Source organism: Streptomyces sp. E11-3 (genome assembly GCF_046540415.1).
Taxonomy (GTDB): Bacteria; Actinomycetota; Actinomycetes; order Streptomycetales; family Streptomycetaceae; genus Streptomyces.
The window spans coordinates 939,937-955,297 of sequence record NZ_JAZGRL010000002.1 but is presented as its reverse complement, the minus strand read 5'-3'; the positions used below and the strand labels follow the sequence as shown (position 1 = coordinate 955,297).

16 protein-coding genes and 3 pseudogenes are annotated in these 15,361 nt (G+C 68.2%); 13 read left to right on the top strand and 6 right to left on the bottom strand.

Annotation, left to right across the window (positions count from 1 at the left end; genetic code table 11):
* Nucleotides 1-111: 111 nt before the first annotated feature.
* The 4 genes and pseudogenes from U9R90_RS23180 to U9R90_RS23165 all read left to right on the top strand — a co-directional run.
* A pseudogene (locus U9R90_RS23180) lies at nucleotides 112-270 on the top strand (slipin family protein); the annotation flags it as partial.
* A gap of 173 nt (nucleotides 271-443) precedes the next feature.
* Nucleotides 444-1,304, top strand: a complete 861-nt coding sequence (locus U9R90_RS23175; protein WP_411058582.1) for a hypothetical protein — start codon at nucleotides 444-446, stop codon at nucleotides 1,302-1,304.
* 84 nt (nucleotides 1,305-1,388) lie between these two features.
* Nucleotides 1,389-2,351, top strand: coding sequence for an ArsR/SmtB family transcription factor (locus tag U9R90_RS23170; RefSeq protein WP_411058581.1), 963 nt, complete (start codon nucleotides 1,389-1,391; stop codon nucleotides 2,349-2,351).
* A gap of 101 nt (nucleotides 2,352-2,452) precedes the next feature.
* Nucleotides 2,453-2,668: a proteinase inhibitor I78 gene (locus U9R90_RS23165; RefSeq protein ID WP_411058580.1), complete on the top strand. Its 216-nt coding sequence runs from the start codon at nucleotides 2,453-2,455 to the stop codon at nucleotides 2,666-2,668.
* Between the two features lie 121 nt (nucleotides 2,669-2,789).
* On the opposite strand, the gene U9R90_RS23160 is transcribed toward U9R90_RS23165, so the two are convergent.
* Complete coding sequence (locus U9R90_RS23160; RefSeq protein WP_411058579.1) at nucleotides 2,790-3,800, bottom strand: phosphatase PAP2 family protein; 1,011 nt, start codon at nucleotides 3,798-3,800, stop codon at nucleotides 2,790-2,792.
* A 438-nt stretch (nucleotides 3,801-4,238) separates the two neighbouring features.
* On the opposite strand from U9R90_RS23160, the gene U9R90_RS23155 reads away from it, so the two are divergent.
* Nucleotides 4,239-5,981, top strand: a complete 1,743-nt coding sequence (locus U9R90_RS23155) for an MFS transporter (RefSeq protein ID WP_411058578.1) — start codon at nucleotides 4,239-4,241, stop codon at nucleotides 5,979-5,981.
* A gap of 273 nt (nucleotides 5,982-6,254) precedes the next feature.
* A pseudogene (locus tag U9R90_RS23150) lies at nucleotides 6,255-6,407 on the top strand (acyl-CoA dehydrogenase); the annotation flags it as partial.
* A 26-nt stretch (nucleotides 6,408-6,433) separates the two neighbouring features.
* Here U9R90_RS23150 and U9R90_RS23145 read toward each other — a convergent pair.
* The 5 genes from U9R90_RS23145 to U9R90_RS23125 all read right to left on the bottom strand — a co-directional run bounded on the left by U9R90_RS23145 (nucleotide 6,434) and on the right by U9R90_RS23125 (nucleotide 10,859).
* Entirely contained in the window at nucleotides 6,434-7,516 is a 1,083-nt protein-coding gene (locus tag U9R90_RS23145) for a lytic polysaccharide monooxygenase (protein ID WP_411058577.1), read from the bottom strand.
* A 352-nt stretch (nucleotides 7,517-7,868) separates the two neighbouring features.
* Nucleotides 7,869-8,681, bottom strand: a complete 813-nt coding sequence (locus U9R90_RS23140) for a DUF1932 domain-containing protein (protein WP_411059778.1) — start codon at nucleotides 8,679-8,681, stop codon at nucleotides 7,869-7,871.
* A 29-nt stretch (nucleotides 8,682-8,710) separates the two neighbouring features.
* Entirely contained in the window at nucleotides 8,711-9,298 is a 588-nt protein-coding gene (locus U9R90_RS23135) for a guanylate kinase (RefSeq protein ID WP_411058576.1), read from the bottom strand.
* On the bottom strand, nucleotides 9,295-10,305 hold the full coding sequence (locus U9R90_RS23130) for an AAA family ATPase (protein ID WP_411058575.1): 1,011 nt from the start codon (nucleotides 10,303-10,305) through the stop codon (nucleotides 9,295-9,297). Before U9R90_RS23130 ends, U9R90_RS23135 begins: the two co-directional genes overlap by 4 nt.
* A gap of 212 nt (nucleotides 10,306-10,517) precedes the next feature.
* The gene (locus U9R90_RS23125) at nucleotides 10,518-10,859 is read right to left on the bottom strand and encodes a winged helix-turn-helix domain-containing protein (protein WP_411058574.1); all 342 of its coding nucleotides are present in this window, start codon (nucleotides 10,857-10,859) and stop codon (nucleotides 10,518-10,520) included.
* Nucleotides 10,860-11,353: 494 nt separating this feature from the next.
* Here U9R90_RS23125 and U9R90_RS23120 point away from each other — a divergent pair, with 494 nt between their 5' ends.
* The 7 genes and pseudogenes from U9R90_RS23120 (at nucleotide 11,354) to U9R90_RS23090 (ending at nucleotide 15,350) form a co-directional block, all read left to right on the top strand.
* Complete coding sequence (locus U9R90_RS23120; protein ID WP_411058573.1) at nucleotides 11,354-11,500, top strand: hypothetical protein; 147 nt, start codon at nucleotides 11,354-11,356, stop codon at nucleotides 11,498-11,500.
* 10 nt (nucleotides 11,501-11,510) lie between these two features.
* Nucleotides 11,511-12,122: a hypothetical protein gene (locus tag U9R90_RS23115; protein ID WP_411058572.1), complete on the top strand. Its 612-nt coding sequence runs from the start codon at nucleotides 11,511-11,513 to the stop codon at nucleotides 12,120-12,122.
* Nucleotides 12,119-12,406 carry a hypothetical protein gene (locus U9R90_RS23110; protein ID WP_411058571.1) on the top strand — a complete coding sequence of 96 codons (288 nt, stop codon included), beginning with the start codon at nucleotides 12,119-12,121 and terminating at the stop codon, nucleotides 12,404-12,406. The genes U9R90_RS23115 and U9R90_RS23110 overlap by 4 nt, the downstream gene beginning before the upstream one ends.
* Nucleotides 12,407-12,425: 19 nt before the next feature.
* Entirely contained in the window at nucleotides 12,426-12,824 is a 399-nt protein-coding gene (locus tag U9R90_RS23105) for a hypothetical protein (protein ID WP_411058570.1), read from the top strand.
* Nucleotides 12,825-12,911: 87 nt separating this feature from the next.
* Complete coding sequence (locus U9R90_RS23100; RefSeq protein WP_411058569.1) at nucleotides 12,912-13,832, top strand: bifunctional DNA primase/polymerase; 921 nt, start codon at nucleotides 12,912-12,914, stop codon at nucleotides 13,830-13,832.
* Entirely contained in the window at nucleotides 13,829-14,197 is a 369-nt protein-coding gene (locus U9R90_RS23095; RefSeq protein ID WP_411058568.1) for a hypothetical protein, read from the top strand. Before U9R90_RS23100 ends, U9R90_RS23095 begins: the two co-directional genes overlap by 4 nt.
* Nucleotides 14,194-15,350: pseudogene (locus U9R90_RS23090) on the top strand (DUF3631 domain-containing protein). The gene U9R90_RS23095 and the pseudogene U9R90_RS23090 overlap by 4 nt, the downstream one beginning before the upstream one ends.
* Nucleotides 15,351-15,361: the final 11 nt, after the last annotated feature.

Genomic DNA, 15,361 nt, shown 5'->3' with positions numbered 1-15,361 from the left:
CAGCCAGCAGCAGCCGAGCCCCCGTCCGAACTCCCGGGCGGGGGCTCGCCCTTGAGCCGCGGTGGGGCTACCGTCGAAGAACACGTCCAGTTCGGACCCTGGGGGGCCGTGATGGTCGAGGAGCTGGTGGCGGTCGGAGTGACCGTCGCGTCCGCCGCAGCGGTGTACGTGGCGGCCGCGGCCCGTGTGGTGAAACAGTACGAACGCGGTGTGGTGTTCCGCCTCGGTCGCCTCAAGGAGCGCGTCCGAGGGCCCGGATTCACCATGATCGNGAAGTACAACTCGAAGCCCAAGAGCGAGGACAAGGACCTGTCCAACAACGGGTTCGACAACAAGGCGAGCTGCGCGATCTTCAAGTAGGCAGACCTCAGGTGGTGTGGTGCCCGACGCGTGGCGGGCACCACACCACCTGCTTTTTTGCTCGCTGACGAGGGGAGAGGGATGTGTCGATGCGACCAAGAGCGGCGTGGCTGTTTCTGGCACTTGCGGCTGCCGGCTGTTCCACGGCGTCGGATGCCTCCAAGCCGCCGGCGCAGGTAAGTGTTCCGCTGGCGAATGACGTGGCGAAGAGGCTGATCCTCCCGTTCGACGAATACATTCTTTCCACTTACGAAGTGCACACCGTGGAATCCGCCGAAGATGTCCTGGTGCGCGACTGTATGAGGGATCAGCGTAAGCAGTGGTCATACCTTCCCAGGCCTTCCCGTCGCGTACTCGATCCGCCGAACCGACGACGCTACGGAGTGATCGAATCAGGAGTGGCCGATCGGTTTGGCTACCATCTGCCGCCGGAAAGGCCAGAGGTATCGCGCCGTAGTGACGCCTGGGACGCGAGGTCCAAGCTACCTCGTGATGTGCAGCTCGCTGCATACGGAGCGGACGGTGTCAGCGGGTGCTGGGAGGGAGCGCATGAGTCGTTGCTCCGTAACGTCCCCACCGTGGACGACTCCTTGCTGAACAAATGGATCAAGAAGGATTTTGACAAAGCCATGCGCCATCCTGACGTCGTCCGCGCGCTGGGGAAGTGGAGCAGGTGCATGAAGGAAGAGGGATTCGCATACCCTGACCCGCTGAGTGCGGCTGAGGATCCTGCGTGGTCAAAGACGGACCGGCCGTCCCGCAGGGAACTGTCGGTGGCCAAGGCTGACGTCCAGTGCAAAACGAAGGTGAATCTTGTTTCCGCCTGGTCGCGCGTGGAAACCACGCTGCAGCGAGAGGCAATTCGTCGTCACCCGGATCATTTCAATAAACTCAAGCTGGTGAAGGAGCGGCACCTCGATGCCGCCCGAAAGATACTCGGTTGACATCCCCAGCAGCACATGTTTCGATCGTCGTCGACGGCACGCTCAATGGCTTGACCACCCATAAGCGAGGTCTTGATGATTCGTATGCACCTCACCGCGGAAGTCATGGCGGCCACTCGGTTCGCTATTTCACCGCTCCTGCACACTTTACTCGTACTGAGTCCGGAAAACAGGGGGATCAGAGGGTTTGGACTTGAACGGCTCAATGTTGGTGGAGCTCTCGCGGCGCAGGAACTCCACCTACTTTCCTCCCTGCGTCAGCGCGTGTCGACCTGCTCTCCGCTCGTTCCCGTGAATCCAGATCCGCATATCGAGTGCGAACTGCAGCGTATGTGTGAGGCGCCGACGGAATGGGTTGCCCGTGAAGTCGAAGCACTTCAGGCGCGTGGTCCGGTAGCTGCCGATCTGGCAGGTCTTACGCAGGGGGGCGGGAAACCCTTCGTGCAGCGGCTGTCTGCTGAGCTGAAGGCCTTTTGGGGGCGGAACCTGGCGCCGTTATGGCCTATGGCCGAGGCGCGCGTCGAGGCAGACGTGAAGCACCGTTCCAGCGTCATCGGTAAGCTGGGGCTCGGCGCCGCACTCGAATCACTGCACCCGTCCATCAGATATTGCAAGAACGTCTTAATCTTCGAAGGCGGGCAGAATTTCGATATGTCGAAAGTCGGGCGAGTCACGCTCTGCCCCACTGTTGCCACAAGCCGAGTAAGCGTCAGCATAGATCCATGGGATCCGCAGGAAGCGATGGTCGTGTACCCCGCCTTCCGTCGGGCTCACCCTGGTGACAGGGCTCGCACCGGCGGAGGCTCTCTTGAAGGAGTGATCGGCTATTCCAGGTCGCTACTCCTGACCCACCTGGGCATTCCCCGTACGACCACCGAACTCGCCGATCAGCATCATATGAGCCCGTCCACCGTCTCCTATCATCTGGCCAAGCTCCACCGAATAGGCCTGCTGAAGCGGACCCGCGTCGGCAAATCCGTCTACTATCAGCGCGTTCGGTCGACTGACGCAGTCGATTCACTCAGTGGGGTGAAGGAGCTCTGTTGAGCAGGTGTCGACATCCTGTGACGCGAGTGTGACGTTGCCGGGGTGCGGGTGCCCGACGGCCGTCCCTTTCGTCTGGCGCACCGCCCGCCTACGGTGAGGGCATGGCACCCATACCGACCCCTCCCACAGCACCCCAGGACGTTCCCGAGGCGTACGTCGGCCTAGCTGCCGCCGACGCCGAGCGGCGGGCCCGCACACGCGGCTGGAGCGTTGTCAGGGCGGTGCCGCCGGGGGCGTTCATCACCATGGAGTTCCTCGAAGGGCGCATCAACTTCGAGGTCAGCGACGACATCGTGACCCGCTGCTGGCAGGGCTGAAGAGGCCTGTCGAGCCCCGCACCCTGCCGACATGGCCGAGGCCCCGGTTCCTGATGCGGAACCGGGGCCTTCGCGTGACGGGCAGGGTGGTGCGTACCTGGCCTGGCGGTTCTGTGGGGGATCAGCCGCCTGCCACCGGGTGGGTGGGCGTCGCACGCGCCACCCGCTCCGCCTGCGGCGGCCTGCGGCTGCCGGCCTGTGTGGCCGGCGCCCGCTCCGAGCGCACCGCGTGGGCGTGCTGCGTCAGGTGGGTCGTGTGCCGGTAGGTGCGTACAGTCGCCACAGGCTCGTGGGCCAGTGTCGAGTCGCCGGCTCCGGGGCGCTGCGGGACCAGCGCGGGGGCGCAGACCGGGGCGGGTGCCCTGCCTGCGGCACGCTGTGCGCGCACGCGGTCGCGCAAGCGGAAGATGGCTGCCTCGGTGCGGTCGATCAGCGGCTCGAACCACGGGAGCGTCAACAGGATCAGCACGCCCGCTGCCCAGCCGAGGAGCACATCGCTCAACCAGTGGGTACCGAGATAGACCGTGGTCAGGCCCACCCCGAGCGCGACCACCGCGGAGACCGCCGACAGGTAGCGGCGGGTCAGGGGAGTGGATGCGAGGTAGGCGAGAATGCCCCACGTCACGACTGCGTTGGCGGTGTGGCCCGAAGGAAATATATCGCCGGTCTGCCACATCTCGTTCGAGCCGATGGTGGTCGCGTAGTGCGGGCCGAGCCGGCCCATGCTCAGCTTGGCGGCGCCCACGGTGACGTTCAGCAGCAGCAGCGAGACGCCGAGCACCAGCAGCGGGCGGAGCGTGTGCTGCCGCCAGGAGCGCCACAGCAGCCAGGCGGCGACCATCACCGCGGTCGGGCCGCGCTGGCCGAGCACGACGAAGTAGTCGAGGGAGGCGTGCAGCTCGGGCCACTGCTGGTAGGGCCGCAGGAACATGATCTGCCAGTCGAGCCGGACCAGCCACGAGGTGTTGATCACGGCCACGATGGTGAGCACGTAGAAGACCAGGGTCGAGCCCAGGAGCACGATCCTGTGCGGGCTCATTCTCGGGACGACGAGGTCGGTCGGCCGTTCCGGCTCACGGTCGAGCCGGGCGAAGACCCGGTCCAGACGGGTGAGGTTTCGTTCGGTACGCACTCAATCGACGTTACAGCGGGCTACTGATGAGTCCGGTCGAAGCAGTGGTTTTGTGATGACGATGTGATGTGGGATTGCTCTCAGCGGTGAGCGATAATGCTGCGCTCCCACAATGTGGAGGGCCCTTGGTGCCTAATTCATATGGTCGCTAATAACTGTCATTCGGACTGCCTTTCTCATGCATTCACCTCGGCTCTGTGTGGAGTTTTCCGGGCTCGCGGCGGCCCGCGGGATGTCCCTTGTGTGGCGTATGCCACACTTCGTCGCTCTCTTGTGTGAGAGGTGCGCCACTCACCCCGGCCGTTCACTCGCGTACTCTGACGCTCGCTCGTGTACTCGGAGGTCTGGCCAGGACCGACACCCCTCAGCGCCGGGCCAGGGCCGCCGCGCCGGCCGGAATCCGAGGAATCCAAGAGGAATCCACTGGGAGGTAGGTATATGTCCGGGACGCCCACGGCCGCTTCGGTGTCGGCTGCTGGTGTTTCCCGAGCCTCCCTCTGCGAGCGGCCGCCTGGTGGCGCCAACCGCTGGGTCGTCCTCGCGGTGCTGTGCGCCAGCCTGCTGCTGGTCGCCATCGACTCGACGGTGCTGCATGTCGCCGTTCCGGCCGTCACCGAGGACCTCAAGCCCGGTGGCATCCAGCTGCTCTGGATCGTCGACGCCTATCCGCTCGTCTGCGCGTCTCTGCTGATCCTCTTCGGCACCCTGGGTGACCGCGTCGGCCGCCGTCGGGTGCTGCTCATCGGGTACGCGCTGTTCGGCCTCGCCTCGGTCATGGCCGCCCTGGCCGACACCCCCACCGTGCTGATCGCGGCCCGTGCCCTGCTCGGCGTCGGCGGTGCGATGATCATGCCCGCGACGCTGTCGATCCTCCGCCAGGTCTTTCCCGACCGGCGGGAACGCGCCGTCGCCATCGGCCTGTGGACCGCGGTCGCCGCCGTGGGTGCCGCCGGGGGGCCGCTGCTCGGCGGACTGCTGCTGGAGCACTTCTGGTGGGGCTCCGTCTTCCTGATCAACATTCCCCTGATGCTCGCCAGCCTGCCCATCGGCCGCTGGCTGCTGCCCGAGTCGACCGGGGACCACGACGGCCCCTGGGACGTGGTGGGCGCCCTGATGGCGGCGGCCGGTCTGTTCGGTGTGGTGCTCGGTGTGAAGCGCGCGGGTGGCGGCGAGGGCATCGTCAGCCCGCTGACCCTGGTGCCGCTGGTGCTCGGCGCGCTGCTGCTGGCCGGGTTCGTCCGCAGGCAGCGGCGGCGCAGGCATCCGCTGGTCGACCTGTCGATGTTCTCCAGGCCCGCGTTCGGCACCTCCGTCAGCTGCATCGTGCTGGCGATGCTTGCCCTGGTCGGCCTGATGCTGGTCGCCGCCCAGTACCTCCAGCTGGTGCTCGGCCTCTCGCCTCTGGAGACCGGACTGCGGATGGTGCCGCTCACGCTGGCCGCCATGGCGGGCGGGCTCGCGGGCTCCACGCTCCTGGAACGCGTCGGCCCGCGCGCGATGGTCTCCGTCGGCTTCTGCCTGACCGCGTCCGCGGTCCTCACGCTCACCCTCCTGGGCCACCAGGACAACCCGCCGCTGCTGCTCGGGGCCTTCGTCGTCCTCGGCTTCGGCCTGCAGACCACACTCTTCGGCGCGTACGAGTCGATGCTCAGCGACGCCCCGCAGGGGCAGGCCGGTGGGGCCGCCGCGATCGGCGAGACCTCCTACCAACTGGGCGGCGGCATAGGCATAGCCCTCCTCGGCAGCGTCATGAACGCGGTGTACGCGCCGGGGCTCTCCTCGGTGCCGGGCGTCCCGGCCGGGGCGAGCGACTCCGCGAGCCATTCGCTGGGGGAGGCGTACGAGGTCGCGGCCGGGCTCGGCGGTGGCGCCGGGGATGTGCTGCGGGCCGCGGCCCGTGACTCCTTTGTGCACGGGATGCGGGTCACCCTGCTGGTCAGCGCGGGGCTGCTGCTGCTCGGCGCGCTCGCGGCGCTGCGGCTGCCGCGCGGTATGGAGTGCGCCGCGCCCGCAGGTGGCGGCAAGGCCGTGGTTCCGGCCCAGGCGCCGAAGCCGGTACTGCCACGGCTCGCGGACAAGGAGCTCGGGCAGGCGGCGGGCGTACCGGTCGTACCGGTGGCGCGGGAACAGCAACAGGAACAACGCGAGCAGGCGCGAGTCGCGGCTGAGTCCCGCAGCTGAGAGCCCCACGCCCCACGCGGGAGCACTCTGGACGTGCGCGACACTGAGCCGTAACGTCGGCGCCACGCACCTAACTACCACTGCTAAGCGGTCTCGGGGAAGTGAGGCACGCCCCCACGCCGCCCGGCACGGCACCTCGCCGCGTTGTCGCAGCACCCGAGTACGCCCAGTACGAGGGCACTGCTCCGCCTTGCGATGCACCGCACCGGACGACGCGGGAACGCACCCCACTTCCCCGAGACCGCTTGGTTTTCCCGCCGTCCGGAGGCCAGCATGTCCGCCACCCGCCCGTCTGACCCGCCCCGCCCACCCGCGTTCGACCCGCACGACCCGCTCGGCGTCGATGACCTGCTCGACCCCGATGACCTGGCGATCCGCGACACGGTGCGCACCTGGGCCGCCGACCGGGTCCTTNCCCGTCTCAGCCTTCTACCGTCGGGCAGGGGCCGGGATCAGCGGCGGGTCCCGGCGGCGCGGCGGCGGACCGTCGCGAAGAGGATCGCGGCACCGACCGCGAGGGTGGCCGCGCCACCGATCGCGACGTACGAGGTGCTGCTGCTGCCACCGGTCTCGGCGAGGTTCGGGGCGGTGTCGGCGGGCTGCTCGGCGGCGCCGTTGGCCTCGGGCTGGTTGGCGTCGTCGTCGGCGGCCGCGTCCTTGGTGCCCTCGGTGTCCTTGGAGGCGTCCTTGGCGTCCTTGCTGTCGTCGTGGCCGCTGTGGTCGGTGCCGCCGTCGTCGCCGCCGTGCCCGTTGTGGTCAACGGAGGACTTGTCGCTGCCCTTGTCGATCTGCTCCTGGCTCGGGGCGGAGGCGGTGGGGGCCGGGGCGGCCGTCGCTCCGTCGCCCTTGTCCTCGCCCTTGCTTCCGCTCTCGCCCTCGCCGCCCGCCGAGCCGCCGTTGTCCTTGCCGAAGACGACGTCCGAGCAGGTGTAGAAGGCCTCGGGGGAGTCCGACCGCTGCCAGATGCTGTAGATCAGGTGGCGGCCAGACTTGTCGGGGATGGTGCCGTCGAAGACGTAGTCGCCGTTCTCCATCGACGGGTCGGTGACCTTGGCGAAGGGCTTCTCCTCCAGGTCCGACCACTTCAGCGGCTTGGTGGGGTCGTAGCCGTCCTTGGTGATGTACAGCTCGAAGGAGCCCTTGTGCGGGGCCGTGCCCTTGTAGCGGAAGGAGTGCTCGCCCGCCGAGAGGGTGCTGGCCGGCCAGTCGGCGCGGGGCAGGTCGAGTCCCTTGTACTTGTCGCGGCCCGCGCTGCACAGCTTGCCGTCCGGGATGAGCTCGCGGTGCTTGCCCGCGGCGTCACCGATGTTGACCTCGTTCCAGTCGTAGAAGGCCTGCGCCCCGCTGGCGGCGACCGCGGCCTTGCAGGCGGCCGACTGCGGGGACTCCGGGCCCTCCGCGTAGCAGGCCGAGACACGGCTCACCGGGTCCGTCATGGAACCGTGGGCTGCGGCCGGGGTGGTGCCGAGCGCGGTGAGGGCGAGCGGCGCTATGCCGACGGCGGCGATGGATGCGACCTTGCGGCGGGCGGTCATGGTGACGTTCTCCTCTGGCAGTTCACTGCGGGGGGTCACGGGGCGCGTACGAACCAGCGGTGCCGCCCCCCGAGACGCGCGGCGCCGGTGGTTCGAACTCGCCCCGGTGATCAGGAAACTAGCCCCTCGAAACCGTGAAATCGCCTGCTGAGGTGGGGTGGAGGCGATCCTTATGGTGTGCTTAAGGGAGTGCTAATCAGGGGCTCAGGAACGCGGGTCGAGAGACTGCCAATCCGCGCGCTTCGAGCGCCGACCGTCCGTAGTAGTCCGTGCGCGTCCGAGTGGTGTCGCTGGCTTTGGCTCCCTGTTTGGCTCCCCAGAGCCCGTGAGACGGAAGCTCAGGCCGCGGTCCCTACGGCCACTCGGGCGGATCGTGCAGCAATTCCAGGGCCTCGCGTAGCTCCAACGGCCGATCCTTCGCATCTCCCCACCGCTGCATGACCCGCGCTGCCGCCTCCACTAGGTCCGTAGGTAGGCCTGCCTCGGTGAGCGCGCTCGCAGCCTCGTGCATCTCGGGCGCCCACCGCCAGGCTCGCGCTGCCACCTTCGGTACGTACACCGTCTCGCTCAGGTAGCTGCCCGTGCGGCTCTGCGCGATGTCGAGCAGCTCCTCTTCTACGCCGTAGTCGGCAGCCAGGGCGTACGCGACCGCGGCGAGCACTCTGCTTGCCTTCTGGTAGCTGCTGTAAGACAGCTTCAATGCGGAGGCCCGTCCGATCCCGCCTGGCAAGGAGTGGACCCGAACGGCTGAGCCGGTGAAGAGGAGGGGCAGCGCCGTCAGTGCCTCTGTCGGGCCAGACAGGTACAGGCGCGTGGCCTTTGACTCGGACGGTGGTGAGCCGATGATGGAACCGTCAACGACGGTGGCCTTGGTCCGGAGCATGATTGCGCTGATGCTCGCCATGGTGGCAGGCGAGACAGCGTTCGCGTCGACGTAGACCCCCGAGAAGGGGTAGGCCGCGACTGCTGCCGCGACTTCCTCAGCGTGGGCCGGTGGGCAGATGCTGAAGATGATGTCGGCTCGCGCAGCCATCTGCCCAAGGTCCCCTACGGCCGTGAAGCCATGCCGTAGGGCTCGCTCCTTGCTCGCGGCGCTCCGCCCGGCTGGACACCACAGGACCTCAGCGCCTCGGAGCCGAGCCTGAGCGGCAACGGCGGTCCCCATGGTTCCTGGATGCAGGATGCCGAGCACGGTCACCCGACCAGCCCCCGAATGTCGAGCGGCGCGGCGGCCCTGCCGACGGACCGTGCTTCGTCGACAGCCCGCGCGGCCTGGACGGGGCTGAGCTGGTCGGTCCGGACCACGAGCGACCACGGCTCGGCTGCATGGTCCAAGAGGTCTTGCCGTGTTTCGTGCCAGACCTTGACTCGTGCGTCTACGTTCTTGTCGCCGCGCCCTTCGCAGCGCTGCTCTGTTACTTCCAGCGGGCACCACAGAAGGACCTTCACCCACTGGATGGGGAAGGTGGCGACCGCACTGGCTCCAGCTACCTGGCCCATGTGCAGTACGGGCACGCGCCCGGACTGGAGAAGAGCAGAGACCCCAGGTCGGTCGATGGCGTAGTCGGCTCCGTATCGCGCATTGCGATAGAGCAGGTCTCCCGCTCGCGACAGTTCCTCAATGTGGTCTGCCGTGGTGAGCCGGTAGCCGGTGGTCCTGCCAGGTCCGGCCTTGAGCCGCTCGAAGAGCGTGTATTCCGGCCGAAGGCGAGCCAGCTCGGCTGTCACTGTGTCCTTACCGGAGCCTGGGGGCCCGTACAGGATGACGCCGGTGGGTGTCATAGTCCGCCTCCACTCAGTACGTCCCGAGCTTCGTCGACCAGGGCGACGGCGGCACCAAGCCGGTTGTCCACCACGAAGTGCGGCCCCTGCGGGCGCATCTCCAAGTCGAGTGAGGAGAGGTACTCCTCCCATGCCTCCATCTTCCAGGCGTCGCGGGCCGCGCCCCGGAATTCGATGTACTCCCGCATGGACTCCGGGTCACACTCGACCCATATCGTGGCCACCGACACTCGCTTCGAGCGGCAGCGATTGTAGAAGCGCTGCATCCACTCGGCTTGGGAGAACTCAGAGATGAACGGGGCGTCAAGGATCGTCGAAATTCCGCAATCCACGTTGTCCCACGCGGCTTCCATAAGGCACCGGTATTCGAGTGGCCGCACCTTCTCGCGATAGAGGGCGGAACTTCTATCGTGCGCTTCGCCACCAAGGGCAATCAAGAGCTGGTCGACCAATGGGCGGGTGAGTGAATCCTTATCGAGGATCGGCCAACCCGTCAGACCTCCCAGGAACTTAGCGAACTCGGACTTACCCGACCCGGCGAAGCCCCCCACCAGGACGACAGCGGGACTGTCGACGGCCCCGCCTGTCGTATGGCGTCGCCACGCATCAACGACGCGCTCACGCAGAAGGTCGCCGTCCACGTCGTCGGTTCCCGCGCGGATGCTGCCGAGTGCCTGCCGCACCGCACGGGACTGATCAGGAAGGGAGTTGTCTGTGACCGTAGGAACGGATTGCACGGGAGCATCCTCTCCGGGCAGGGCTCGGCGAAAGCCGAGTTGAGCCTCGTTGCGCTGGTAGAGGCGACAGTAAGCCCGGCGATAATGCGGTCCGGGATACACCGAACCTTTCTCGTGTCCCCAGATTGTTTGGAAGTTGGCGGCAATGTTGAAGCTGTGCCGCTCGGCAATCTCGCGCAACTTCTCCCCAGTGTCTTCCAGGGTCAGGCCGATTGACTCTCGGTGCGTGCGCAGAAGTTCGGGCTTCCAGTCTGGGTGTTGCCGAGCCATCTACCCCTCCTAGATAGCTAGTCGGAGCCGCGAGTGTAGCGGCCCGAGTAGGTCAATGGAAACTCGTGATAGCGCATGTATAAGCGGATGTGTAAAAACGCTGAGACTCTGTCAGGTAAGGGCATGTGATACCGAATTCCCTGCCGAGGCTGTGAAGTAGTGCACATCCAAACGAGGAGGTGCACATGAGCCGCAGCAGGGTTGACGGACCCTCAGGAAGTTTCCAGCTCCGCCACTCGCTCCCGGAGCTCCCCGACCTCGCTCCTGAGCTTCGCGACTTCGGCGCGGAGTTCGGCGACGTCCTCGGGTCCGCGGGCGGTATCGACGGCGTCCGAAGTGAGGAACGCTCCCTTGCCCTGGTGGCTCACAACGAGCCCGTCGCGATTCAGTTGGCGGATGGCGTCGCGGGCCACCGTCGTTGTGATCGAGTACTCCTTCATCAGCGCCGCCAGCGACGGCAGCTTGCCGGACGCGGCGAACTCATCCGCCGCGATCCGCTTGCGGAGTTTCTCCGCCACCTGCTGGTAGGCCGGTTTGCCGGTCCACTCGACCATCTGCACCCCAAGTCTCACGTCGGTCTCTGCCTCATAGTGCCCAAGCCTCAGAGGTAGAACCAGCGCCCTCGCTGACTTGTTCCGCGAGGGGGGTTGACTGACTCTGCCTCACAGTGCACCCTGAGGCAGAGTTGAGAACTCCCAGTACCCGCACCGCTTCGGCGGTGTGAGTGCACGACCCAGGAGCCCCGCGGTGGACGGGGGGAGGGTGCCGGACAGTCGCCGCCGAGAGGTGGCGATCCCTTGTCAGTCCGGACGGTCTGTCTCACCTGAGACGGGGCCCTAGCGATCTGTTCCGTGAAACGGCAGGCGCGTCCCCGAACGAGACATCTGAACTACCCAACTCCGCAGCTCAGCGCTGCGGCCGGTTGCCTCCGCTGCTCGTCCAGATCTTCTTCGTACGAGCAGCGCTGAGGGGAGCCGGGACAGTCCCGGACCCACTGCCCGAGAGGAGCCCGTAATGCCGAACGTAGCGACGCCGCCTGGNCTTGCTGGTGCTGCTGCGCTTCAAGGCCCTCGGTGCCGGCGCCGCGATCGTCGCGGTGCTGTTCGGCTTCTACCTCGCCGACACCGGCGCTAGCGCCACCGTCAACGACCTGGTCACCGCGGTCACCGACGCCCTGCGCAGCATCGACACCTAAGGAGCCGGTCGTGAACGAACCCATCGTCGCCCACCACTGGCTCACCTACGCCGCACCCAAGGCCGCGCCCGCGCTGGCCACGTCCACGGTTCTGGCCCTGGCGCGGATCTGGAACGCCAACGGCGCCGAACACTCCACCGGCAACGCCGTGCTGATGGGCGCCCTCGCCCTCGGTGCCGCGGCGGCCGGGGCAAGCGCCATCAACGGCCGCCACGGCAGTCCGGAACTGGCCGCCACCGGCTTCGGCGCCGCGGGTGCCCTGGCCCTGGCCGCCGTCGCCGGATACGCCGACGGTCTCGCGCTGCCGCTGCTGCTGTGGGCGATCGCCACCATCCTCGCCTACGTGCTGCTCGCCCGGCTGTGGCGCACCGACCGACGCGAACGGGTGGCGTTCGAGCGGCACATGGGCGAGCGCCGCGCAGAGCACGCGCACGTGGAACGCGTCGAAGCCCTGCGCGCCGACGCGCAGACCGAAGTGGCCCGCTCAGGCGCGGCCTACGCCGAGCAGCTCGCCGCCGCGCTCATCACCCGCGCGACCCTGCCCGGCTACGACCCGAAGGCCCTGCACACCGCGGGCCTGCCCCAACTCCCCACCACCACACACGAGGAGTACACCGTATGAGGCACCTGCCCCGGCTGCGTATCCAGCGCACCGACGTCCCCCGACGCGCGCTGGTCCTGACCGACACGCCCCGCCCCGACTGCCGCGAGTGCGACGGCATCGGCGGTATCGAGCACGACTACGGCGACTACGAGAGCGGCGAGTACGAGGGCACCGACTGGGAGCCCTGCACCTGCTGGAACGAACACCGCCGCTGGGCCCTGCTGCCCCTGCCCCGGCGTTTGCGGCGCAGCATCCGCGATCCGTGGGCCGCCCACGGGTACAGCGACGAACCGCCCTTCTGACCCCGGAGAGGAACCGATGATGACTGCCTACTCCACCCCGCTGGACCTGATCCTGGGGGCCGAGGCCGCCGACGCGTTCATTCGCGGACGGGCCGAGGAGCTGACCCGCAACGACCTGCTGCCCGAGCCCGTCGCGTACGCGCTCACGGTCCGCCGCGTCCTGCACGGCGACCCGCTCGTGCTGGCCCAGGCCGGACAGAGCTGGACGCTGCGCTCGGACACCGACCCCGACGACGCGCCCGCCTACCGGCTGAACGTCCTGGCCCGCCTGAACTGCCCGCCGCGCGTCCTGGTCACCGACCCCGACGACCCCACCGGGGAGACCGACGAACTCCTCGCCGAGGTACTGGAGATGTACTACCTCGCCACCTGGCGCCCCGAACTCGCCACCGCCAGCGGAGTCGACGACGACCTGTAGCTACGCCAAGGGCGGCCCCCCTCTCGCCAAAGAAACGGGGCCGCCCTTGTCCACCAGCCCGTCAACAGACCTGTGGAGGTCTCCAGCATGACCCAACCCACCGACAAACAGCGAGCGTCCCTGGTGGACGCCGCACTCGCCGCCGCTGAGCGCGGCTGGCACGTCTTCCCCCTGCGTCCCGGCACCAAGCGTCCGGCCCTGCACGGGGAAGCGTCTTGCCCCCGCACCGGAGCGTGCGCGGCCGGACACGCCAAGTGGGAGCAGCGGGCCACCACCGACCCCGGCCGCATCCAAGCTGCCTGGGCATGCGGCGCGTTCAACGTCGGCATCGCCACCGGCCCGTCCGGGCTGGTCGTCGTCGACCTCGACATGCCCAAGAACAAGGACAAGGGCAGTTCGGACGCGCCTTGCGGCGCGACGACCTTCACGGCGCTCTGCGAGCGCGCCGGACACGCCGCCCCCGACACCTACCGGGTGCGGACTGCGAGCGGCGGGACACACCTGTACTTCACCGCCCCGGACGGTGTCCGGCTGACCAACACAGCAGGCACCATCGCCCCGTTGGTCGACACCCGCGCATGGGGCGGATACGTCGTCGCGGCAGGCAGCGCCACCCCCGCAGGGACCTACGAAGCCGTGGGCGGCTCTGTGGCGGCCCCTGTGCCCGCATGGCTGCTGAGCGTCCTGAAACCGGCTCCCAAGCCCTCCCAGGCCCCCTCTATGGCCGTAGCGGCGCAATCCCGTCGATACGCGGACACTGCGCTCGCCAACGAGATGCGCACCGTGAGCGGGGCCCAACTCGGAGAGCGCGAGGCGAAGTTGTTCGCGGCGGCGCGCGCCCTGGGTCGGTTCGTCGCGTGGGGCGACCTTCCCCGGTCGTCGGTCGAGGCTGCTCTTCAGGAGGCGGGCGAGGCTACGGGTCTACCGGCCTCCCAGTGCCGCTCGACCCTGCGCAGCGCTCTCAACTGGTCCATCACCCACAACCAGCAGCGCCGGACGGCGGCATGAGCACCCTCGACCGTCCCCGCCTGAAGAGCATCCCGTCCGCCCCGACCGGCCCGCGCTCCGCCAAGCAGGGCGGACCGCGTCCGGCCGTGGGCGCCTCGAAGGGCGTCGCCGAAGGCGTCCCCATTGCTGTCCGCCCTGACCCGCACGCGGCCACGCCGCCCCGCCCCAACGGGCGTTTCCCCGTCGCGTGGCTGCGCATCTGCGCCCCGCGCCCCGCGGCGCCCACCGCCACCTCGCGGTGCCTGTGCGGCCGTGACCGCAGCGCCGTGGGCCACGGCAAGGTGCTCGCCCTCATCGCCGACCACGAGAACCACCGCGACGCATGCCCCCTGCGCGCTCCCCAGGAAGGAAGGGCCGCCGCATGACCAACACCACCGACGGCGCCGCACTGCTCTACGAGGTGGAAGCCTTCCACCGCCGCTTCAACGTCTTCCCCACCGAAGCCGCCTACGTCGCCGTGGCCCTGTGGGACGCCCACGCCCACCTGCTCGACAGCTTCGAGTCCACGCCGCGCCTGGCCTTCCTCAGCCCCGAGCCGGGCTCGGGCAAGTCGCGGGCCCTGGAGATCGTGGAAACCCTCGTGCCGCACCCGATGGCCGCGGTGGACGCGTCCGCCGCCGCACTGTTCCGTGCGGTGTCCGGCGTCGACGGCCAGCGGCCCACGATCCTGTTCGATGAAATCGACACCATCTTCGGCCCCAAGGCCGGAGAGAACGAGCAGCTCCGTGGGTTCATCAACGCAGGCCACCGCCGCGGCAAGGTCATGTACCGGTGTGTGGGCGACGGCGCCAACCAGACCGTGCAGGCATTCCCCTCCTACACCGCTGTGGCGGTCGCCGGTCTCGGCTCGCTGCCGGACACCATCCTGACCCGCTCCGTCATCATCCGGATGCGCCGACGGGCCAGGAACGAGAAGGCCGAACCGTACCGCTCGCGCAGCCACGAAAAGGAAGGCTTCGCCCTGCGCGACCGCCTCGCCACCTGGGCCGACCAGGTCCGCGAGCACATCTCGGGAGCATGGCCGGAGATGCCCGACGGGGTTACCGACCGGCCCGCCGATGTGTGGGAGCCGCTGCTCGCCGTCGCCGACGCCGTGGGGGGCGGCTGGCCACGGCGGGCCCGCGCAGCCTGCATCGAGCTGGTCAAGGCCTCGCAGGTCAACGACAAGGGCAGCATCGGTATCCGGCTGCTGACCGACCTGCGCGACCACGTGATGGTGGGTGTCGACCGGCTGCCCACGATCGCCGTGCTCGACCGGCTCAACGCTCTCGATGACGCCCCGTGGGCCGACTTCGACGGCAAGCCGCTGGACAACCGGCGCCTGTCGAAGATGCTCAGCCAGTACGTCACCGCCGACGGAACCCCCGTCGCCTCGCGGAACATCCGCACGGCCGGTGGGGTCCTCAAGGGCTACTACAGCGAGGATCTCGACGACGCGTGGGCGCGCTACTGCCCGCCCCCTACCCCGTAGGTCCGCTACAGCCGCTACATCCGCTACACCCCAGGTCAGAGGGGTAAAACGTGTAGCG